Genomic DNA, 21312 nt, shown 5'->3' with positions numbered 1-21312 from the left:
CGGCACGGCAAATCTGCTAGACTGCCTGCCAGCGAGGCGAAAAAATGGAAACGCCTGGACCCGAGCGAAGGCTCGCAGCAATCCTTGCCGCCGACATGGTCGGCTTTAGCCGGCTGATGGAGGTCGACGAGGCAGGGACACTCGCACGCCTGAAGACCCACCGGCTTGAACTCATTGATCCGGCCATCGCCAAGAATCGCGGTCGCATTATCAAGACTACCGGCGATGGCCTGCTGGTCGAATTCCATAGTGTTGCCGACGCAGTGCTGTGCGCCGCCGAAGTCCAGCGCAGGATGATGCGGCGCAATGCCGACGTGTCGCCGGCACGGTGGATTCAGTTCCGCATCGGCATCAATCTGGGCGACGTCATCATCGAGGAAAACGACATTTTTGGCGACGGCGTCAATGTCGCGGCGCGGCTCGAGGTGCTCGCCGAGCCGGGCGGCATATGCGTCTCGGGGGCGGTGCGCGACCAAGTCGGTGATCGGCTCGACGAGATCGCATTTGAGGATCTCGGCGAGCAGAGCGTCAAGAATATCAGCCGCCCGATCCACGTCTTTCGGGTGCGGCTTGAGCCAGCAACCGCAGCGACCGAGAGTGGCAAGGACAGCTCGGCGGCGACGTCCGGTACCAGAAAGCCGTCCATCGCTGTGCTTCCGCTGGTCAACATGAGCGGTGATCCGGAGCAGGAATTCTTTGCCGACGGCCTCACCGAGGACATCATCACCGAACTGTCGCGCTTCCGCGACCTTCTCGTCATCTCGCGGAACTCGACCTTCGTGCATAAGGGCAAAGCCGTAAAGGTGCAGGAGGTCGCACGCGAACTCGACGTCGAATATGTCCTGGAGGGCAGCGTACGCAAGGTCGGCGATCGCGTCCGTGTCACCGTGCAGTTGATCGACGCGCAAACCGACCGGCATGTCTGGGCCGAACGCTATGATCGCAAGCTCGAGGATATCTTCGCCATCCAGGATGAGGTGACCGGGGCGATCGTTGCCACGCTTCCCGGCCGCGTCGAGGCCGCCACGCAGGAACGGGCGAAGCGCAAGCGGCCGGACAACATGGCAGCCTATGAATGCGTGCTCGCCGCCAAAGTCCTGCACCACCGCTCACGGCGTGAAGACAATGCGCAGGCCCAGATCCTGCTCGACCGCGCCATCGCGCTCGATCCGAATTATGCGCACGCCCACGCCTGGAAGGCGTGCGTGCTGGGCCAGACCTGGGTCTACGGATGGTGCGAGGATCGCGACGCCACCTTCCAGCAGGTAGCTGACGAGTTGCAGATTGCGCTGGCGCTCGATGACAATGACAGCGACGTTCACCGCATCCTGGCCGCCGTGAACTTGACGCGCGACGATCATGACAGGGCGGCCTACCATCAGGAGCGGGCACTCGCGCTCAATCCCAACTACGATATCGTCGTGGTGCAGCAGGGCGAGTTTCTGACTTGGCTGGGGCGGCCGGAAGAAGGGATCGACTGGATCAAGAAGGCGATGCGCCTCAACCCGTTCCACCCCGAGCGTTTCTGGAGCCACCTCGGTCGCGCGTATTATTGCGCGGAGAAATTTGCCGAGGCCGCAGAGGCATTCGCGCGGATCACGCGGCCCGACTTCACCCATCACGCCTTCCTCGCCGCCATCTTCGCGCAGATGGGCGACGCCGTTGCGGCCGGCGCCCATGCCGCAGAGGTCGTGAAGCTCGAGCCCGGCTTCTCGGTGACTGCCTATCTTGCGACCCAGCACTACAAGCATGAGGCCGATCGGGCGCGTCACGAGGCGGGCCTGCTCAAGGCCGGATTACCGGCGTGAGGTTGCGACTAGCAGTCCGTCTTCGCTTTCACTTTGTTCAAGCTGCACCGGACACGCTTCGACCTGACGGTCTCCGCGTGGCTTGCCGAGCCGTAGCTTGCGAAGCAAGCGAAGGCTGGTGGGCGCGACAGGGATCGAACCTGTGACCCCTACCATGTCAAGGTAGTGCTCTCCCGCTGAGCTACGCGCCCCGGAATGGGATGACCTGTCATCCCGCTCCAGCTTTATTCGTATTGGGTGGGGTCCGTATATCGGCTCCAAAGCGCCCGGGCAAGGATGCTCGGGACTAATTTCTGTTGCCTTTTCGAACGAAATAGCCGCCGAATCAGGCCGCCAGCATCTTGTTCACTTCGCTGACCAGTTCGCGGAGGTGAACCGGCTTGGCCAGCACCTTGGCGTTCTTGGGTGCCTCCGAATCGGAATTCAGGGCCACCGCGGCAAAGCCGGTGATGAACATGATTTTGATGTCGGGGTCGAGTTCCGAGGCGCGGCGCGCCAGCTCGATGCCGTCCATTTCGGGCATCACGATATCGGTCAGCAGCATCTCGAACGGCTCCTCGCGCAGCCGCTGATAGGCCGACATGCCGTTATCGTGGGGTGAGACCTGAAACCCGGCGTTTTCCAGCGCCTTGACCAGGAAACGTCGCATGTCGTTGTCGTCTTCGGCGAGGAGGATCTTGTGCATGGCGGTCAGTCGTCGAACCTAGCTTGGAGGATCATTGCGCCCACTAAGCCCGACAGAGGGTAAATTTCGGGTGAAAGGTAACGGCTTCTTGGCGGCAGCGGGCGGCGCTATTTTTGTAGCGGCGCGCATCAGGATCGATCAAGGCGGCGCTTTTCAGGCGTTTATGACACCTTTCAGAAGAACCGTGGCTTTTTTCGCTTGGCAGAATGATTACGATTACGGACAATGCATCCTTACAATACCCGCCCTTCGGCAGAATCGGTCGCATGACCGGCCGGCCGAGGGGAAATGCGGACATTCAAGGGACGGCGCCCGACGATGACCCAGTTTGATGGCGAACTGTCGCCTCCCTTCGAGATCGTGGAGCCGCAGCGCTGGCGGGCGCCGATCATCTTCAACTCGCCGCATTCCGGCTCGGTCTACCCGTCCGAATTCCTCAACGCCTCCCGAATCGACCTCGCCGCGCTGCGCCGCTCCGAGGATTCGTTCATGGACGAATTGATCGGTGGCCTGAGCGACCAGGGCTTTCCGACGGTGCGGGTCAATTTCCCCCGCTCCTATGTCGACGTGAACCGCGAGCCCTATGAACTCGATCCACGGATGTTCACCGGCCGCCTGCCGAGCTTTGCCAATACCCGCTCGATGCGGGTGGCCGGCGGCCTCGGCACCATCCCGCGCGTGGTCGGCGACGGGCAGGAAATCTATCGCGAGCGGCTTTCCGTCGATGACGCGCTGAGGCGGATCGAGGCGCTCTACAAGCCGTACCACCGCGCGCTGCGGCGGCTGATCAACAAGGCCCATCAGGCGTTCGGGACCGTGATCCTGGTCGATTGCCACTCGATGCCGTCGGTCGGCGTGTCCAGAGACGAGCCGCGGCGGCCCGATATCGTGATCGGCGATCGCTATGGCACCAGTTGCGCGAGCCTTTTGCCCGATGTCGTCGAGCACATCATGAGCGGGCTCGGCTATTCGATCGGCCGCAACAAGCCCTATGCCGGCGGCTTCATTACCGAGCACTACGGCAACCCTGCGAGCGGCCTGCACACCGTGCAGCTCGAACTCAACCGTGCGATCTACATGGACGAGCGGCGCAGGGAGCGCAGCCCGCGCTTTGCCCAGGTGGTCACTGATTTCGCGATGTTGGCGGACGCGCTGGCACACGTGCCGCTCGGCGACCTCGGCCCGTTCCAGGCGGCGGCGGAGTAGAAGTCAGATTGTCATTCCGGGATGGTCCGAAAGGACCAGGCCTCAGATGCGCAATTGCGCATCGGGGAATCTCGAGATTCCAGGATGCGCGATTGCGCATCTGAGTTCGCTTCGCGCCCCGGAATGACGTCTACCCCAAAAGAAAAAAGGGCCGCTTGAATGAACAAGCGGCCCAAGTCTAGGGAGGAAACGCCCAAGGAGGGCAGCGATAGCGCGAGGCGCTACCGCACCGCAACAATATGCGACCGCGCTGCACAAAAGGCAAGGGTTTTCGGATCTCTTTCGGTGCAAACCGGGTCAGTCTGGCCAATCGGCAACACCGGCGAGTTTTTGTCTTTTAGCTAAACAATATCAAGTACTTAAGGCAACGATCGCGTCAGTTCCATGCTTATTGCAGTGCTGGTATGCCAAAAATCGCAACTTCGTGATGGCCGCGCTAACCAAAAATCCACGCCTGAAACGAAGCCTTTTCGAAAGCCGATTCGAAAGTCCGTTGGCAAGACGAATGGGAATAACGTGCCGTTGGCGATGCGCGGCAGCCCGGATTGGGCTAGGCAAGAGACGGCATTTCTAGTGCGGTAAGGGACAGCCGTGACGGTCATCGATTTTACAGCGTTTATCGGGCGCCTTGCTACCGCTTCGGGCGAGACCATCCTGCCGTTCTTCCGAACCTCACTCTCGATCGACAACAAGAGCGCCAGCGATTTCGATCCGGTCACCGAGGCCGACCGCGCCGCCGAGGCGGTCATGCGCCGCCTGATCAAAGCCAATTTCCCCCAGCACGGCATCGTCGGCGAGGAATTCGGCAACGAGCGCGAGGATGCCGACTATGTCTGGGTGCTCGATCCGATCGACGGCACCAAATCGTTCATCGCGGGATTTCCGATCTGGGGCACCCTGATCGCGCTGCTGCACAAGGGCACGCCGGTGTTCGGCATGATGCACCAGCCCTATATCGGCGAGCGCTTTTCCGGCGATAGCGGCTCAGCGCATTATTCCGGGCCATCCGGCGAGCGCCGGCTGACGGTGCGCCGCTGCGGGTCGCTGAACGAGGCGACCTCCTTCACGACCAGTCCGCTGCTGATGAACGCCGCCGACCGCGAGATCTTCGGCCGGGTCGAAAATGCGGTGAAGCTGTCGCGCTATGGCGGCGACTGCTACTCCTATTGCATGCTGGCGGCCGGACATCTCGACCTCGTGGTCGAGACCGAACTCAAGCCCTATGACATCGCGGCATTGATCCCGATCGTCACCGGCGCCGGCGGTGTCGTTACCAATTGGGAGGGCGGCCCCGCCCAGCGCGGCGGCCGCATCGTCGCCGCCGGCGACGCCCGGGTGCACGAGGCCACGCTGAAGTTGCTGAACGGCTAGCAGCACAGGACCCTGGACCCCGATGGATGCATTGATCGTTGTCGATATGCAGGTCGGGCTTCTCAATGGGAAACCGAAGCACGATCTGAGCGGCATCATCGAGCGCATCAACCGGCTCGCCGCCAGCATCCGCGAACGTTCAGGCCTGGTGATTTTCGTACAGCATTGCAGTGGCGCGGAAGACGATTTCGTGCCGGGCACGTCGGGCTGGGAGCTTCTGCCGGAGCTGAATCGCGCGGCTGCCGACATCGTCATACGCAAGACCCTGAACGATCCCTTCGTCGAGACCGATCTCGCGGCGCGCCTGAAGGAAATCGCGCCCGACCGGATCCTCATTACGGGGTGGGCAACCGATCTTTGCGTCGATGCAACGGTCCGATCGGCCGTTTCGAACCATTACGACGTTGTGGTGGTGACCGACGGCCATACTGTGAACGACCGGCCCCATCTCGACGCGGCGAGCGTCATTCGTCACCACAACTGGGTCTGGAGCCACTTGATCACGCAGCGATCGGTCCGGCTCGCACGCACGGACGAACTCCTGCTCTGACGAGACTCGGCTTCCGCCGCTACCGACGGAACCTTGCATAGAACAGTCTATCGCGTACGATGCCCGCCAACGCGCACAACAGATGCGCCATCGGGGAGCATTCATGAGACCGCTGAGCAAGCTGCTTGCCGGACTGGCGCTGCTGCTGCTGTTGCCGACGCTGTCCTCAGCGCAGGATTTCCCGAGCAAACCGATCAAGCTGATCGTGCCGTTCCCGGCCGGCGGTCCCAACGACATCATCGCGCGGCTGGTCGGCCAGCGCATGTCGGAAATCACAAAGCAGCCGATCGTGATCGACAATCGCGGCGGCCAGGGCGGCGTGCTCGGCACGGATGCGGTCGCAAAGGCGGCGCGCGACGGCTACACGATCGGCATCGTGAGCGCGAGCGCGCTGGTCATCAACCCGGCGATGGAAAAGGTGCCCTACGACGTGGCGAAGGATTTTGCGCCGGTCACGCTGGTGACGACAGTGCCGGAGATGCTGGTCGTCGCCAGTAACGTGCCCGCCGGCGACATGAAGGAACTGATCGCGCTCGCCAAGGCTCAGCCCGGAAAACTCAATTTTGCATCCGCCGGTGTCGGCGGCATGCCGCACCTTGCCGGTGAACTGCTCAAGCAGACAGCCGGAATCGACATCGTGCACGTGCCCTACCGGGGCGCCGCGCCCGCCATCAACGATCTGCTCGGCCAGCAGGTGCAGATGGCGTTCCTCGATCTGCCGGTGCTGCTGCCGCATATCAAGGCGGGCAGCCTGCGCCCGATTGCCCTTGGCGCGCCGAAACGTGCGTCCACCTCACCTGAGGTGCCGACCACCGCGGAAGTCGGCATGCCGGATCTCCTGATCGAAAACTGGTACGGCATGATCGCGCCGGCCGGAGTGCCCGAGGCGATCGTCGCCACCCTGAACCGCGTCGCCAACGAGGCGATGAATGATCCGCAGGTGAAGCAGAAGCTTGCAGATCAAGGCCTGACAGTCGCCGGCAACACGCCGGGGCATTTTCGCGACTACATCGGAACCGAGGCCCAAAAGTGGGCGCGCGTCATCAAGGCTGCCGGCCTCGCCACCGGCAAGTAACGCCGGGCTTCCCCAGACCTTCAGCATTCGCGCTCCCTCACAAGTTCAACGTGGCGCAGATTTGCGCAAGTGCTCGGCCAATTGCTGCGCGGGCTTGGGCAGCGCCCGAAAGCTCCGGGCGCAGATCACGAGCCGCCGGTTGGCCCAGGAGTCCCGGATCCTGATGACATTGATCTTCATCGATCGCGCGCATCGTTTTGCCGCGACTTCAGGCATCACGCCAATCCCGATGCCGGCGGCGACCATCTGGCCGATCGCATCGAAGCTGTTCAGCCGCGCGCGAAAGCGCAGCCGCGCACCGAGACGCGCCGCGTGTCCGCTGACATGGGCGTGGAGTGCGATCGAGCTGATCAAGCCGACGAAATCGCGCTCGACAACTTCGGCGAAATCGACCTGCCGCCGATTAGCCAGTTCGTCGTTCCGCGCGGCAACCAGCACCAGCCGATCCTCGCTGAACGGCATCCGCTCGATATTGTCTGCAAGCGCGTGTTCGGCGGCAAGCCCGAGATCGGCGGCACCGATGACGATGGCGCGTGCAATTTCGCTGCTTTCGCGTTCCTCGACATCGATCGAAATGTGAGGATGTGCAGCCAGAAAGCCCGCCAACGTCTTCGGCAGATATTCCGAAAGCCCCGACGTGTTGGCGAGGAAGCGGACGGTGGCCTTCATGCCGCGGGCAAAGTCGGCGAGATCGCCGCGCATGGTTTCGATGTTGTGGAGCACGATCCTGGCATGGTCGAGCAGGCTTTCGCCGGCCGGCGTCAACTCGACGCCGCGGCGGCCTCGCCTCAGCAGCGAAACACCGAGCGCTTCCTCCAGGCCCTTGATCCGCTCACTCGCCGACGCCAGCGCGAGATGGACCCGTTGCGCACCATTGGTGATGCTTCGCGTCTCGGCGACCGCTATGAAGAGCTGAAGATCGACCAGATCGAAACGCATGGGGATTCCTTGTGGAGCCGTCATTGCGAGCGAAGCAATCCACTTCTCCACACGGGGATAGATGGATTGCTTCGTCGCTATCGCTCCTCGCAATGACGGAGACCAGAGCATTCGCTTTTCCCGAAGGCTGTCTCCGTAATCTCCAGATTGTGCCCGATGCGCCAATGGGTCAAGGTCCGACCCATGTTCGATTCCATGCTCATTCTCATCGCCGCGGCCTTCCTGCTGGCCGGTTTCATCAAGGGCGTGATCGGGCTCGGCCTGCCGACGGTATCGATGGGCCTGCTCGCGGTGACGATGCCGCCGGCGCAGGCGATTGCGATCGTGATCGTGCCGGCGATCGTCACCAATATCTGGCAGACTTTTGGCGGCCCGTATTTGCGCGACATCATGCGGCGCCTATGGCCGCTGATGGCCGGCACCGTCGCCGGTATCTGGCTGAACGCTGGACTTTTGACCGGCCCGTACGCGCCCTATGGCACCGTCGTTCTCGGCACGCTGCTGGTGATCTACGCGATCCTCGGTCTCAGCAAGCTTCACTTCAAGGTCGCACGCCGCGACGAGAAATGGATCGGCGGCATCGTCGGTCTGATCACCGGCGTGGTGTCGGCCGCAACCGGCGTTCAAGTGATTCCGTCGATGCCTTATCTGCAGGCGATCGGGATGGAGAAGGACGAACTGGTGCAGGCGCTCGGCGTGTTCTTTACCGTCGCCACGGTGGCGCTCGCCTTCAATCTCACCACCGCGGGCTTGCTGACGGCGGCAACTGCGCTACCCGGCGCGGTCGCGATGGTGGCGTCCTTTGCCGGCATGTTCATCGGACAGGCGGTGCGGAATCGCATGCAGCCGGACGTGTTTCGCCGCTGGTTCCTGATCGCGATGATCTTGCTCGGCCTCTATCTCGCCGGCAGCGCCTTCGTGAAAATCCACGGCTGAAGCATCAGCGCGCCTCCAGCATCGCCACGCGGATACCGAGATAGACGAACAGCCCGCCGAGTGCGCGGTTGATCCACGCCACCGCGCCGGCCGATTGCCGGATATGGCCCGCGGCCCGGGCCGCGAAGGCGGCGATGCAAAAGCACCACAACGTGCCGCTGGTGATGAAGATCAGGCCGAGCACCAGAAACGCCAAGGTCTTGTGGGCCGACTCCGCCGCCACGAACTGCGGCAGGAACGCCAGAAAGAACAGCGCCACCTTCGGATTGAGCACGTTGGTCAGGGCGCCCTGCCAGAACACGCGGGCAAGCGATGTCTCGCTGCCTGCCGAGCCATTGCCTGCCACTCCCGCCTCCGCCAGCGGGCGCGAACGCGATAGCAGCATCTGGACACCCGTAAACAGCAGATAGGCGGCGCCGACCCATTTCAGGACCGCAAAAGCGGCAGATGACGCCATCAACAGCGCCGACAGGCCGATGGCGGCGCCGAACACGTGAACGAGGCAGCCGGCACTGATTCCGGTCGCTGCCGCCGCCCCGCCGCGCCATCCGAACTGGATGCTGCGACCGATAATGTAGGCCGTGTCCGGCCCCGGGGTGATATTGAGCAACAGGCCCGAGAGGATGAATAGCCAGAGTTGGTGAATGCCGAGCATCTCTATCATCATTTGACGGTTCCCTTGGCGCCAGCAGCCCTGTTGCGCACATGCCAATCCCTTAGGGATTGCAGTACTATCATGAGCAAATCGGGCTTCCACCAGATTGCGCATATTTTATAAACATTGGAATTGGTTGGCTGACCGCGTAGTGGTTATCCTGCCCGTTCGGGTGTCATTGGGGATATAGTGGGGATATGGAAAGACGCCTGGCAGCCATCGTCTGCGCTGACGTCGCCGGCTACTCCCGAATGATGGGAGCCGACGAGGCGGGGACGCACGCCACGTTCAAGGCCCATCGAAGCGCGATCTATCCGATCATCCTCAATCACGGCGGCCGTCTGGTGAAGAACACCGGCGACGGCTTCCTCCTGGAGTTTCCCTCTATCGTCGGCGCCATCGAGGCCGCGGTCGCGATGCAGATGGTGATGGCGGAACGCAACGAGCACCTGCCCGCCGATCGCGCCATGCAGTTTCGCATGGGCATCCACATGGGCGACGTGATGGCCGACGAGGACGAGGTGTTCGGCGATGACGTCAACATTGCGGTCCGCCTCGAATCGGTTGCCGCCCCCGGCGGCGTGGCGGTTTCGGGCAAGGCCTGCCATGAAGCGGGCAAGCGCCTCAGCGTCACATTCGTCGACGCCGGTCCCTACCGGTTCAAGAACATCGAGGAGCCGATCCATGTCTGGACCTGGCAGCCCGGGGGGGCCGATGCCGTCGGCCCGGCACCCAAGGCCGCGTCCGAGACATCGGCTACCAACCTGCCTGCCCAATATCGCACCGCGATCGTGGGCGTGCTGCCGTTCACGAACTTGAGCGAAAGCGCGGACGAGTATTTTTCCGACGGGCTGACCGAGGACCTGATCCACGCGCTATCACTGCAATCGTTCTATCGGGTACTGAGCCGCAACTCGACGTTCTCGTTCAAGGGCAAGAATGTGAGCACGCGCCTGATCGCGCGCGAGATCGATGCCACCTACCTGATCCAGGGCTCGGTGCGCCGCGCCGCCAACAAGATCCGCGTCACCGCCGACTTGATCGCGCCCGAAACCGGCGAGCAGTTATGGACCGGCCGGTTCGACCGCGACATGGGCGATCTGTTCGCGATGCAGGACGAGCTCACCACCAGCCTGTCGGCGGCGATCGCGGCCGAAATCTACCGGGCGGAAGCGTCCGCCCCGCCCCGCTCCTCTTCGAACGACATCACCGCCTGGGATCGCTTCCTCAAGGGGCTGTCCTACTACTACCTGCACACCAAGGCAGACTACGAAACCTCGATCAGCCTGTTCAAGGAAGCCATCGCGCTCGATCCGACGCTGTCGATCGCACGCGCCTATCTCGCTACCATCCAGATCCAGGGCATTCAGTTCGGATGGATCAAGAGCACGCGCGAATTGTGGGACTCCGCGATGTGTCTTGCGGAGAGCAGCGTCCGGCTCGATCCCCGCTCGTCTTTCGCGTTTCAGATTCTGGCCTATCTGCACGCTGTCGAAGGACACTACGAGGCGGCAATGGATGCCGCAAAGCGCGCAGTCGGGCTCAATCCGTACGACATGGGTGCTCGCGGCGTGCTCGGCTTTTGTCATCTGATGAGTGGCGAACACCGGCAAGCCATCGAACTGTTTACGATGGCGGCACAGCAAGGCAACAACGACCCTCGATATCAGTGGGCCGCCGTCAACGCGTTCAGCCATTACCTGCTCGGGCAATACGACGCTTCGCTGTCCTGGTCGCGCGAAGAGCTTTATGTGAATCCCAATCATCTCCAGGCGCTGGCGATACGGGCGGCAGCGCTCGCGCAGTTGGGACGAACCGCGGAAGCCGAGAGCGCGGCCAAGGTTCTGCTGAGCAACTATCCAAACCTGACCGTCGACCGGTACTTGCGGAACTTTCATTGGAAGTCGGCGGCCGACGTCGCGCACTACCGCGACGGCCTTGTGAAAGCCGGCATCCCCTTCACCAGATTGACCCTCGTCGAATCCTCGCCAAAGCTTGCCGCAGATTCCTGAACGTGTGTGAGCCGGTCGGTTGACACAGCGTCGAATTCCGCCAAAACTTGCCACACCCTGAAGTAGCGCCCCGCCGAATTTTCTTTTCAAAACCGTCATCCGCTCGGCGTCGGTGACAGACCATTTTTCATATTCGGCGCCTTTGAGGATTTGAGCCATGTCAGACCACCACATTGCCACCGCCCCGGGCGCTGCGCCTGCCGGGCAGTTTCCCGTTTCGCCCAATAATCCCTGCCCCTTCCTGCGCGCCTTGGTCGCCAACGGCTATGTCGGCGGCCAGGTCGTGCCGCTCTCGCAACTGTCCGAAATGATCGGATTGGCCAGCGGCGAAACCGGCTCGGCCCAAAAAGAGGTGCGGCGGAAAGCCTGGATGGTCGCCGTCATTGCCAACGGCCTCGGGCCGCTGCGCGTATTCAAGAGCGCAACGTCTGGCGCCGTGCTCGACGAGCTGCGCAACGGCCCGCTCGACAAGCATGGCGGCGGTTCACGCATTCTCGACGCCGAAGCGAACGTCCACGAAGACCAAATCGAACGGCTCGCCAGCTTCGGCAAGGACTGCAAAGATCCCGCTGGAGGCATCGAGATCGGGCTGACAGCGAAGGAGATCGAGGCCTTCATGGCAGACAATATCAAGCGCGACGATGCAGCGCGCTGGTACTTCCCGATCCTGATGAAGGGCGAGTGGCCGGTCCTATTGAAAATCCTCGGCAAGGGCGAAGGCGAGGCGCGCTACCTCAGCGTCGCCGAGGTCAGAACGCTGTTCGTCGAGAAGCGGCTGCCCGAGCGGATCACGGCACGGCTGCCGAAGCCGGCGGCCGCCAAGATGTGAGCTCTCGTGTCCCGGACGCGGTGCGGCGTGTAACGCTGCTCCGCAGCGCCGGGACCTACTTATGGAGCCCGGATCAGCAGCGCACCACGCCGCTCGCCATAGCGCGTTGAAGACGCGCGTGAACGCGCTTATGGCGCTGCGCAGCATCCGGGGCACGCCGGCGCGTACTTGCGCAATCATTTGAACAGCGGCGTGCCCGGCACGAACGCATCGAATGCGGCCCAGAATTGCGCGCGGTAGCGGTCCTGCTCCTGCAGGATCTCGTGCTTGGAGCCTGCGATCACCAAATGCGAGCCGGCGCGTAAGTGATAGGCGAATTCCTCGATCGCCGCCGTTGAAACGATGGTGTCGTTGCTGGCGGCAAGCATCAGGATCGGTTGGCGGATTTCGGACGGGTAGTTCACGCCGCGAAAGGTATTCATTGCCCTGAACGCGGTATCGGCCCAGGCCACCGTCGGCGAGCCAATGCCCAGCGTCGGGTCTTCTTCCAGGATCGCGGCGTTGCGGGCGTAGCGCACGGGATCGCTGGTGAAGGGGTTGTTGATGAAGGATTCCGTGCCGGTCAGCGCATCGCTGCCGCCGGGCACGTAGCGGCCGCCTTGCCCCATCAGCCGCATGGTCCGAAGCAGCGCCCGGGTCGGAAACGACGTCGTGCGCCCCGGCAGATCAATCATCGGCGCCGACAGCACCATGCGGTCGAACCAGCGCTTTCCCGCATGCGCCACCCGTAGCATGACCGCGCCGCCCATCGAATGCGCCAGCGCGAAATAAGGCGGCGGACAATCCGGCAGCACCACCTGCTGCACGAAGGTCTCGACGTCCACTTCGAAATCGGAGAAGTCGCGGACATAGCCTTTGCGCGGATCACGCAGGCGGCGCGAGGAATGCCCCTGGCCGCGCCAGTCGATCATCGCCACTGCAAAGCCGCGATCGCGCAAGTCCCGCACCGTCTCGAAATATTTCTCGATCTGCTCGCTGCGCCCGGTGAAGACGCAGACCGTGCCCTTGCGCCCCGCCGGCGGCGCCCAGCGCGCGAACCTCAGTTCCGCGCCGTCGGGCGTCTTGATGATGCCCGAGACGACGTCCTCCGGAACCGGATTGGCGGGGATGGAGACGAGCGTCATGACGGGAACCGGCTAGGTGAAAAGGGCTAAAAATCAAGGCGGGAGCGTAAAAAAGGGCCTGTTTCGGCCCTCTTGAACGCCGTTTCACCCCTCCCATATCACTTCTGTGCAGGCCACTGCCAGTGTTTCGGAACCAAAGCCCAAGGCTCCAAAAACTGAGGCTGCACGGGACTAAAGCCCGGCCCAATGGCGGGCGGGTTATTGCAACAGTCGCTCAATGGAGGACTATCCTATGCGTACCTACGATCTTACCCCGTTTTATCGTTCCACCGTCGGCTTCGACCGCTTCTTCAACCTGCTCGATCAGGTGACCTCCGACGGCAGCCCCGGTTATCCGCCCTACAACATCGAGCGCACCGGTGAGAACGCCTACCGCATCAGCGTTGCGGTTTCCGGCTTCTCGCAGGGCGAGCTTTCGATCGTCGCGAAGGAAAACACACTGACGATCAAGGGCGAGAAAACCGCCAACGAGAACGGCAAGGACAAATCCGAAGTGCTCTACCGCGGCATCGCCGCGCGCGCCTTCGAGCGTGTCTTCCAGCTTGCCGATTTCGTGCAGGTAAAGAACGCCTCGCTGGAGAACGGCCTGCTCCACGTCGATCTCGTCCGCGAGATCCCCGAGGCCAAGAAGCCGCGCAGCATTCCGATCAATTCGGGCGCGCAGGCCCCGCAGGTGGTCGACGCTTCCGTCGCCGCGTAACACGGTAGGTTCAGCCGGTATTGGCTGAGCGCGAAAACGCCCCGGGCAACCGGGGCGTTTTTTTGTGCGCGCATGACGAAGACGGCGCAATCCGGCTGCGCTCATTAACAGCGAATTTAAATGATGTCCGCTTCGACGATGACTACTTGACCGCGCGCCCCCGGTATCAGCGGCACCTAGACGCGTAACATTTGAAGTTCGGCGACGTACTCACTTTGCACCCAGCACTTCAACAGACATATCCAATCAGGAGAGATCGATGGCGAAGTTACAGATTGTTGCGGCGCTCGCCGCCAGTGTGTTTGCAGGATCGTTTGGCGTACTCACCGCGCCGGCGCAGGCCGCGGCACCGGTCAAGGTGAAAAATGTCGTGCTGGTGCACGGCGCCTGGGCCGACGGATCGAGTTGGTCGAAAGTCATTCCGCGGCTGCAGGCAGCGGGACTTCACGTCACGGCGGTCCAGAATCCGCTGACGTCGCTGGAAGATTCCGTGGCCGCCACACGCCGCGCGCTGGCGCAGCAGGACGGGCCGACTGTGCTGGTGGCGCATTCCTGGGGCGGCACCGTGATCAGCGAAGTCGGCACCGACCCGAAGGTCACGGGGCTGGTCTATGTCGCGGCCCGCGCGCCCGATGCGGGCGAGGACTTCGTGGCGCTCTCGCAGAAATTTCCAACGGGGCCGGCGCGCGCCGGCGTTCAGGAGCATGACGGCTTCACCAAATTGTCCGGAGACGCGTTCCTGAAATATTTCGCCAACGGCGTCGACCGGAAGACGGCGGAAGTCCTCTACGCCGTGCAGGAGCCGACCGCTGCATCCCTGTTCGCCAGCCGCACCACCGCGGCCGCCTGGCGCAGCAAGCCGAGCTGGTACGCCGTGTCGAAGCAGGACTACACCATCAATCCCGATCTCGAGCGGTATCTCGCCAAGCGGATGAATGCCACGACGGTCGAACTCGAGGCCGGCCACCTGTCGCTAGTCTCTCAGGCCGACAAGGTCGCCGACCTGATCCTGGCCGCCGCCGGCCAGCACGAATAGCGCGGAAAAGGAAACGCCCCGGAAAACCGGGGCGTTTGTATTGTTGTCGTCCCTGCGAACGCACTAGTGGATGCACACATGTTGCAGTGCGATTCAGGCTTCATATGCAATTTTAGAATCGAAGATGCGAGCTCATCGAAATTTTGGAATCGAGGCTGGCGTTTTCGCGCAAGATCGGAATCCAGCGCTTCGGTGGGGTGGAGAGCGCGCGCAGCAAAACTACGTCGCAACACTTGAGAAGTGCAAAAACCCTTGGCTTTTCATGAGTATTTGCGGCGCAACAAGTGTGCATGCCCTAGTGCGAACGCAGGGACCCATACCGCGTGATCTATCAACTGCGCGATATGGCAGATGCCGTTCGCAAAACGACCGCTGGTGGTTATGGATCCCTGCGTTCGCAGGGACGACGATAGCTTTACTCCAGCCCCTGCACGTCAGGCATCGCCTGCGTCGGCGCAATCTGCGGCGCGGGCTTGGCCGGGACCGAACCCGTCACCGCCGGCGACGCTGCGGCCTGCGCTTCGGTCGGCTTCGGCGCAGGCGCGGCGGCCTGCTTGACCGGCGCCGATGCAGGTTTGGCGGCAATCGGACTGACCTTCGGCATCGGCACCGCGCGGCTTGACGCCTGGGAAGCCGGCCGCTGCGGCCGCGGCGCGGCCTGGACATTGGCCGGGGTGGCCGGCGCATGGGCCTGCGGCGGCGGAGCCCCCTGAGTTGCCGGAAGCGCGCTGTGCTCTTCGTAGAAATTGTCGCCCATCCGGGAGGACGGCACGAAACGGATGATCCGGCCGTTGCGTGCGTCGATCACCAGCCGGCCGTCCTCGCCGCCGCGGTCGAGCGCCGCAATCGTGTAAACGATGCCGCGCAGCCTCGGGATACCAAGCGGCGAGAATCCGTTATCGCGCAGCACGGAATAGACTTCCGTCGACGGCAACAGTCCCGGACCGTATCCATACTGAGGCGCGGCTCCGTAGCGCGGCCCGGGCTCGTCGTACGGCCCGGGAACCGGTTGCGGTGCCACGGCATAGGGAGCGTCGAAATCCGATGCCGCCCTGTATGGCGAGCGCCCGATCTCATAAGGCCCGGGCACCTGCGCCTGCGCGCCGCCCACAAGAAGGACCAGTCCCGCCGCCAAAGATCCCGTGAACAACTTCATCACCGAAAGCTCCTGTAAACCCCGCAGCCTCCGGACCGTAACCGGAGCATTTTGCTCACTCACCGACGGCCCAGGGCGAATTTCATTGCGAAATCCGGCGGTCCTTGGGCCGGATCGGGGCGCCGCTGCCGCAAACTCCAGCGGCTGGCTTTTCCCCCTGGCCACCAGACGCCGATCCGCATGCGGGCGAGGACTTTCACGCGCTTGTGTGATAAAGAAAAATTTGGCATGGTCGAAGTTAGGACAGTATCACTGTCTCAATTGCGGAGCCGTCCCGGCACAGGGATTGCAACGAAACCGTGGCGACACGAGCTCCAGGGCAGTGCAGGCAAGGCCGTTCCTCAGGGACGTTGAACGCCCAAGCCTGAATTTAAGAAATTGCGGCTCGCGGCGGACGAGCGGTGGCCCGGTGGGTGCCGCAAGCGTCCAAGGTGCGCCGACGATGCGGTGAGGCCCTTAGCCTTTTTGAGAGGAATGAGATGAGCGGGTCGGAATTCGAGCGCGAAAACATCGTGACAGAAACCCTGTCGGCGACCGCGGCTTCGAAACCGGCCGACATTGCGCGCGAGCATGACTGGCGCCCGCCGGCCGAGGGCCTGTACGACCTCGGCATGGAGAAGGATTCCTGCGGCGTCGGCTTCATCGCCAACATCAAGGGCCGCAAGTCGCATCAGATCGTCTCCGACGCGATCAGCATTCTCTGCAACCTCGAACATCGCGGCGCGGTCGGCGCCGATCCGCGCGCCGGCGACGGTGCCGGCATTCTGGTGCAGATCCCGCACGCGTTCTTTTCGCGCAAGACCGCCGAACTCGGCTTCAAGCTGCCGGAGCCCGGCCACTACGCGATCGGCGCGCTGTTCATGCCGAAGGAGACGGCGTGGCGAAAAGTGATCCAGAGCATCATCGCCGAACAGATCAAGGAAGAGGGCCTCGTGCTGCTCGGCTGGCGCGATGTGCCGTCCGACAACGCTTCGCTCGGCGAAACCGTCAAGCCGACCGAACCCTACCACATGCAGGTCTTCATCGGCCGCAACGGCACGGCGAAGACCGAGGACGAGTTCGAGCGCAGGCTCTACATCCTGCGCAAGTCGATCTCGCAGGCGATCTACCAGCGCCGCGACCGCGGGCTCGCCGGCTATTACCCGGTCTCGCTGTCGTGCCGCACCGTGATCTATAAGGGCATGTTCCTCGCCGACCAGCTCGGCAAGTACTATCCCGATCTGCACGAAGGGGATTTCGAGAGCGCGTTGGCGCTGGTGCATCAGCGCTTCTCGACCAACACCTTCCCTACCTGGTCGCTGGCGCATCCGTACCGGATGATCGCCCATAACGGCGAAATCAACACGCTGCGCGGCAACGTCAACTGGATGGCGGCGCGGCAGGCTTCCGTTCACTCGGAGCTCTACGGCAAGGACATCAGCCGCCTCTGGCCGATCTCCTACGAAGGCCAGAGCGACACTGCCTGCTTCGACAATGCACTCGAATTCCTGGTGCAGGGCGGTTACTCGCTGCCGCACGCCGTCATGATGATGATTCCGGAAGCGTGGGCTGGCAATCCCCTGATGGATGAGCAGCGCCGCGCCTTCTACGAATATCACGCCGCGCTGATGGAGCCGTGGGACGGCCCTGCCGCGATCGCGTTCACCGACGGCCGCCAGATCGGCGCCACGCTCGACCGCAACGGGCTCCGTCCCGCGCGCTATCTCGTCACCAAGGACGACCGCATCGTGATGGCGTCCGAAATGGGCGTGCTGAAGATCCCGGAGGATGAGATCGTCACCAAGTGGCGGCTGCAACCCGGCAAGATGCTTTTGGTCGACCTCGAACAGGGACGCCTCATTCCCGACGCCGAGATCAAGGCGACGCTGGCCAAGAGCCATCCGTACAGCGACTGGCTGCATCGCACCCAGCTCGTGCTGGAGGAATTGCCCGATGCGCCCGTCAAGGGCATGCGTTCGAACCTGCCGTTGCTCGACCGGCAGCAGGCGTTCGGCTATTCGCAGGAAGACATCAACATCCTGATGACGCCGATGGCGGCGACCGGCGAGGAAGCCGCCGGCTCGATGGGCAACGATACGCCGATCTCGGCGCTGTCGGACCGGCCCAAGCCGTTGTTCACCTATTTCAAGCAGAACTTCGCGCAGGTCACCAACCCGCCGATCGACCCGATCCGCGAGGAACTCGTCATGAGCCTCGTCTCGATCATCGGTCCACGGCCGAACCTGTTCGACCTGCAGGGCATGGCCTCGACCAAGCGGCTCGAGGTGCGCCAGCCGATCCTGACCGATGCGGACCTGGAGAAGATCCGCTCGATCTCCGATGTCGCTGACACCCATTTCAAGTCACGCACGCTCGACACCACATTCCATGCCGGCTTCGGCGCGGCGGGGATGGAGCAGGTGCTCGACGAACTCTGCGCGCGCGCCGAAGGCGCGGTGCGCGAAGGCGTCAACATCATCATCCTGTCCGACCGCATGGCGGGCACGGACCGGATTCCGATCCCCTCGCTGCTCGCCTGCGCCGCCGTGCATCATCATCTGATCCGCACCGGCTTGCGCACCTCGGTCGGCATCGTCGTCGAATCCGGCGAGCCGCGCGAGGTGCATCATTTCGCATGCCTGGCCGGCTACGGCGCCGAGGCGATCAATCCGTATCTGGCGTTCGAAACCATCATCGCGATGAAGGACCGCCTGCCGGGCGCGCTCGACGACTATGAAATCGTCAAGCGCTACATCAAGTCGATCGGCAAGGGCCTGCTCAAGGTGATGTCCAAGATGGGCATCTCGACCTACCAGTCCTATTGCGGCGCGCAGATTTTTGACGCCGTCGGGCTGAAGGCCGATTTCGTCGCGAAGTATTTTGCCGGCACCCACACCCGCATCGAGGGCGTGGGCCTGGTCGAAATCGCCGAGGAAACGGTGCGGCGCCATACGGATGCATTCGGAGACGCGCAGGTCTACAAGACCGCGCTCGATGTCGGCGGCGAATACGCCTACCGCACCCGCGGCGAGGATCACGCCTGGACGGCCGAGTCCGTCTCAGCGCTGCAGCATGCCGTGCGCGGCAACTCGCAGGAGCGCTATCGCGCGTTCGCGAAGATCCTCAACGAGCAGTCGGAACGGCTGTTGACGCTGCGCGGCCTGTTCCGGATCAAGACCGCCGAGGACGAGAAGCGCAAGCCGGTGAAGCTCGACCAGGTCGAGCCGGCCTCCGAAATCGTCAAGCGTTTCGCCACGGGTGCGATGAGCTTCGGCTCGATCTCGCGCGAGGCGCACACCACGCTGGCGATCGCGATGAACCGGATCGGCGGCAAGTCGAACACCGGCGAAGGCGGCGAAGAGGCCGATCGGTTCAAGCCGATGCCGAACGGCGATTCAATGCGCTCGGCGATCAAGCAGGTCGCCTCGGGCCGCTTCGGCGTGACGACGGAATATCTCGTCAACTCCGACATGATGCAGATCAAGATGGCCCAGGGCGCCAAGCCCGGCGAAGGCGGCCAATTGCCTGGCCACAAGGTCGACGCGACGATCGCGCGCGTGCGGCATTCGACCCCCGGCGTTGGCCTGATCTCGCCGCCGCCGCATCACGACATCTATTCGATCGAGGATCTGGCGCAGCTCATCTACGACCTCAAGAACGTCAATCCGGACGGTCAGGTCTCGGTCAAGCTGGTTTCCGAAATCGGCGTCGGCACGGTGGCCGCGGGCGTTGCGAAAGCGCGCGCCGACCACGTCACCATTGCGGGCTTCGAGGGCGGCACCGGTGCCTCCCCCCTCACCTCGATCAAGCACGCCGGCAGCCCGTGGGAGATCGGCCTTGCCGAGACCCACCAGACGCTGGTGCGCGAGCGGCTGCGCAGCCGCATCGTGGTCCAGGTCGACGGCGGCTTCCGCACCGGGCGCGACGTCGTGATCGGCGCGCTTCTCGGCGCCGACGAGTTCGGCTTCGCCACCGCGCCGCTGATCGCGGCCGGCTGCATCATGATGCGCAAGTGCCATCTCAACACCTGCCCGGTCGGCGTCGCGACCCAGGATCCGGTGCTGCGCAAGCGCTTCACCGGCCAGCCCGAGCAGGTCATCAACTATTTCTTCTTCGTCGCCGAGGAAGTACGCGAGATCATGGCGCAGCTCGGCTACAGGAAGTTCGACGAAATGGTCGGCCAGACCCAGATGCTCGACCAGTCCACGCTGGTGGCGCACTGGAAGGCCAAAGGGCTCGATTTCTCAAAACTCTTCGTCCGCCAGAAGGAAGAGAAGGGCCAGAAGATCTATCACGCCGAAGCCCAGAACCATCATCTGGAGAAGGTGCTCGACCGCCGCCTGATCGAGAAGGCGCAGGCCGCGCTCGACCGCGGCGCGCCGGTGAAAATCGAGGAAGAGATCAACAACACCGACCGCTCCGCCGGTGCGATGCTGTCCGGAGCCGTGGCGAAGATCTACGGCCATGCCGGGCTGCCGCATGACACCATTCATGTCAGCCTGAAGGGCACGGCAGGCCAGGCGTTCGGCGCGTGGCTGGCCAAGGGCGTCACCTTCGAGCTCGAAGGCGAAGGCAACGATTACGTCGGCAAGGGCCTGTCGGGCGGCCGCATCGTCGTCAAGCCGCCGAAGAATTCCGGCATCGTGCCGGAAGAATCCATCATCGTCGGCAATACGGTGATGTACGGCGCGATCGAGGGCGAATGCTACTTCCGCGGCATCGCCGGCGAACGCTTTGCGGTGCGCAACTCCGGCGCTATCGCGGTCGTCGAGGGCGCCGGCGATCATTGCTGCGAATATATGACCGGCGGCATCGTCGTGGTGCTGGGCAAGACCGGCCGCAACTTCGCAGCCGGCATGTCCGGCGGCATCGCCTATGTGCTCGACGAGGCCGGCGACTTCGCAAAGCTCTGCAACATGGCGATGGTCGAACTGGAACCGGTGCTCTCGGAAGAGATGATCAACCAGAACACCTACCACCATTCCGGCGATCTCGAGCAGCATGGCCGGGTCGACGTGTTCCAGAACCTGCTCGAGTCCGACATCGAGCGGCTGCACGTGCTGATCACGCGCCACGCCAAACTGGCTGGGTCGAAGAAGGCCGCCGAGATCCTCGCGAACTGGAAGGCCTGGCTGCCTAAATTCCGCAAGGTGATGCCGGTGGAATACCGCCGCGCGCTGAAGGAATTGAAGGTCGACGCCGACGCCGAGCCGAAAATCGCGATCGGGGCTTAGTTACACCAGCCCGTCAT

General features: G+C 63.1%; 16 protein-coding genes and 1 tRNA gene. 11 read left to right on the top strand and 6 right to left on the bottom strand.

Annotation, left to right across the window (positions count from 1 at the left end):
- Positions 1-44: 44 nt before the first annotated feature.
- Complete coding sequence (locus V1290_RS23890; RefSeq protein ID WP_334366639.1) at positions 45-1808, top strand: adenylate/guanylate cyclase domain-containing protein; 1764 nt, start codon at positions 45-47, stop codon at positions 1806-1808.
- Positions 1809-1924: 116 nt separating this feature from the next.
- Here the strand turns inward: V1290_RS23890 and V1290_RS23885 are convergent.
- Both V1290_RS23885 and cpdR read right to left on the bottom strand, forming a co-directional pair.
- Positions 1925-1999: transfer RNA gene (locus tag V1290_RS23885), tRNA-Val, on the bottom strand.
- Between the two features lie 134 nt (positions 2000-2133).
- Complete coding sequence (gene cpdR / locus V1290_RS23880; RefSeq protein ID WP_027539837.1) at positions 2134-2493, bottom strand: cell cycle two-component system response regulator CpdR; 360 nt, start codon at positions 2491-2493, stop codon at positions 2134-2136.
- A 318-nt stretch (positions 2494-2811) separates the two neighbouring features.
- Between cpdR and V1290_RS23875 the strand changes: the two genes are divergently transcribed.
- The 4 genes from V1290_RS23875 (at position 2812) to V1290_RS23860 (ending at position 6695) form a co-directional block, all read left to right on the top strand.
- Positions 2812-3699 (top strand): N-formylglutamate amidohydrolase, encoded by an 888-nt coding sequence (locus tag V1290_RS23875; RefSeq protein ID WP_334366638.1) that lies wholly within the window; start codon positions 2812-2814, stop codon positions 3697-3699.
- Between the two features lie 591 nt (positions 3700-4290).
- Positions 4291-5070 (top strand): histidinol-phosphatase, encoded by a 780-nt coding sequence (hisN, locus tag V1290_RS23870; protein WP_334366637.1) that lies wholly within the window; start codon positions 4291-4293, stop codon positions 5068-5070.
- 22 nt (positions 5071-5092) lie between these two features.
- Complete coding sequence (locus V1290_RS23865) at positions 5093-5620, top strand: isochorismatase family protein (protein ID WP_334366636.1); 528 nt, start codon at positions 5093-5095, stop codon at positions 5618-5620.
- 103 nt (positions 5621-5723) lie between these two features.
- Complete coding sequence (locus V1290_RS23860; protein ID WP_334366635.1) at positions 5724-6695, top strand: Bug family tripartite tricarboxylate transporter substrate binding protein; 972 nt, start codon at positions 5724-5726, stop codon at positions 6693-6695.
- A gap of 45 nt (positions 6696-6740) precedes the next feature.
- Here V1290_RS23860 and V1290_RS23855 read toward each other — a convergent pair whose 3' ends face one another.
- Positions 6741-7634, bottom strand: a complete 894-nt coding sequence (locus V1290_RS23855; protein ID WP_334366634.1) for a LysR substrate-binding domain-containing protein — start codon at positions 7632-7634, stop codon at positions 6741-6743.
- A 183-nt stretch (positions 7635-7817) separates the two neighbouring features.
- On the opposite strand from V1290_RS23855, the gene V1290_RS23850 reads away from it, so the two are divergent.
- On the top strand, positions 7818-8570 hold the full coding sequence (locus V1290_RS23850) for a sulfite exporter TauE/SafE family protein (RefSeq protein WP_334366633.1): 753 nt from the start codon (positions 7818-7820) through the stop codon (positions 8568-8570).
- Positions 8571-8574: 4 nt separating this feature from the next.
- Here the strand turns inward: V1290_RS23850 and V1290_RS23845 are convergent, their stop codons facing one another.
- On the bottom strand, positions 8575-9225 hold the full coding sequence (locus V1290_RS23845) for a LysE family translocator (protein WP_334369158.1): 651 nt from the start codon (positions 9223-9225) through the stop codon (positions 8575-8577).
- Between the two features lie 197 nt (positions 9226-9422).
- Here V1290_RS23845 and V1290_RS23840 point away from each other — a divergent pair, with 197 nt between their 5' ends.
- Both V1290_RS23840 and V1290_RS23835 read left to right on the top strand, forming a co-directional pair.
- Positions 9423-11237: a tetratricopeptide repeat protein gene (locus tag V1290_RS23840; RefSeq protein WP_334366632.1), complete on the top strand. Its 1815-nt coding sequence runs from the start codon at positions 9423-9425 to the stop codon at positions 11235-11237.
- Between the two features lie 157 nt (positions 11238-11394).
- On the top strand, positions 11395-12066 hold the full coding sequence (locus V1290_RS23835) for a hypothetical protein (RefSeq protein WP_334366631.1): 672 nt from the start codon (positions 11395-11397) through the stop codon (positions 12064-12066).
- Positions 12067-12242: 176 nt separating this feature from the next.
- Here V1290_RS23835 and V1290_RS23830 read toward each other — a convergent pair whose 3' ends face one another.
- A complete protein-coding gene (locus tag V1290_RS23830) occupies positions 12243-13190 on the bottom strand; it encodes an alpha/beta hydrolase (protein ID WP_334366630.1) in 948 nt (315 codons plus the stop codon).
- Between the two features lie 232 nt (positions 13191-13422).
- Between V1290_RS23830 and V1290_RS23825 the strand changes: the two genes are divergently transcribed.
- Both V1290_RS23825 and V1290_RS23820 read left to right on the top strand, forming a co-directional pair.
- A complete protein-coding gene (locus V1290_RS23825) occupies positions 13423-13890 on the top strand; it encodes an Hsp20 family protein (protein ID WP_028350462.1) in 468 nt (155 codons plus the stop codon).
- 259 nt (positions 13891-14149) lie between these two features.
- On the top strand, positions 14150-14926 hold the full coding sequence (locus V1290_RS23820) for an alpha/beta fold hydrolase (protein ID WP_334366629.1): 777 nt from the start codon (positions 14150-14152) through the stop codon (positions 14924-14926).
- Positions 14927-15341: 415 nt separating this feature from the next.
- Here V1290_RS23820 and V1290_RS23815 read toward each other — a convergent pair whose 3' ends face one another.
- The gene (locus V1290_RS23815; RefSeq protein WP_334366628.1) at positions 15342-16082 is read right to left on the bottom strand and encodes a hypothetical protein; all 741 of its coding nucleotides are present in this window, start codon (positions 16080-16082) and stop codon (positions 15342-15344) included.
- A gap of 479 nt (positions 16083-16561) precedes the next feature.
- Here V1290_RS23815 and gltB point away from each other — a divergent pair, with 479 nt between their 5' ends.
- Positions 16562-21295: a glutamate synthase large subunit gene (gene gltB, locus V1290_RS23810; RefSeq protein ID WP_334366627.1), complete on the top strand. Its 4734-nt coding sequence runs from the start codon at positions 16562-16564 to the stop codon at positions 21293-21295.
- The last annotated feature ends 17 nt before the right edge of the window (positions 21296-21312 follow it).

Source organism: Bradyrhizobium sp. AZCC 1578, from assembly GCF_036924675.1.
Classification (GTDB): Bacteria; Pseudomonadota; Alphaproteobacteria; order Rhizobiales; family Xanthobacteraceae; genus Bradyrhizobium.
The sequence above is the reverse complement of the archived record's forward strand: the minus strand, read 5'-3'. Positions and strand labels throughout refer to the sequence as shown.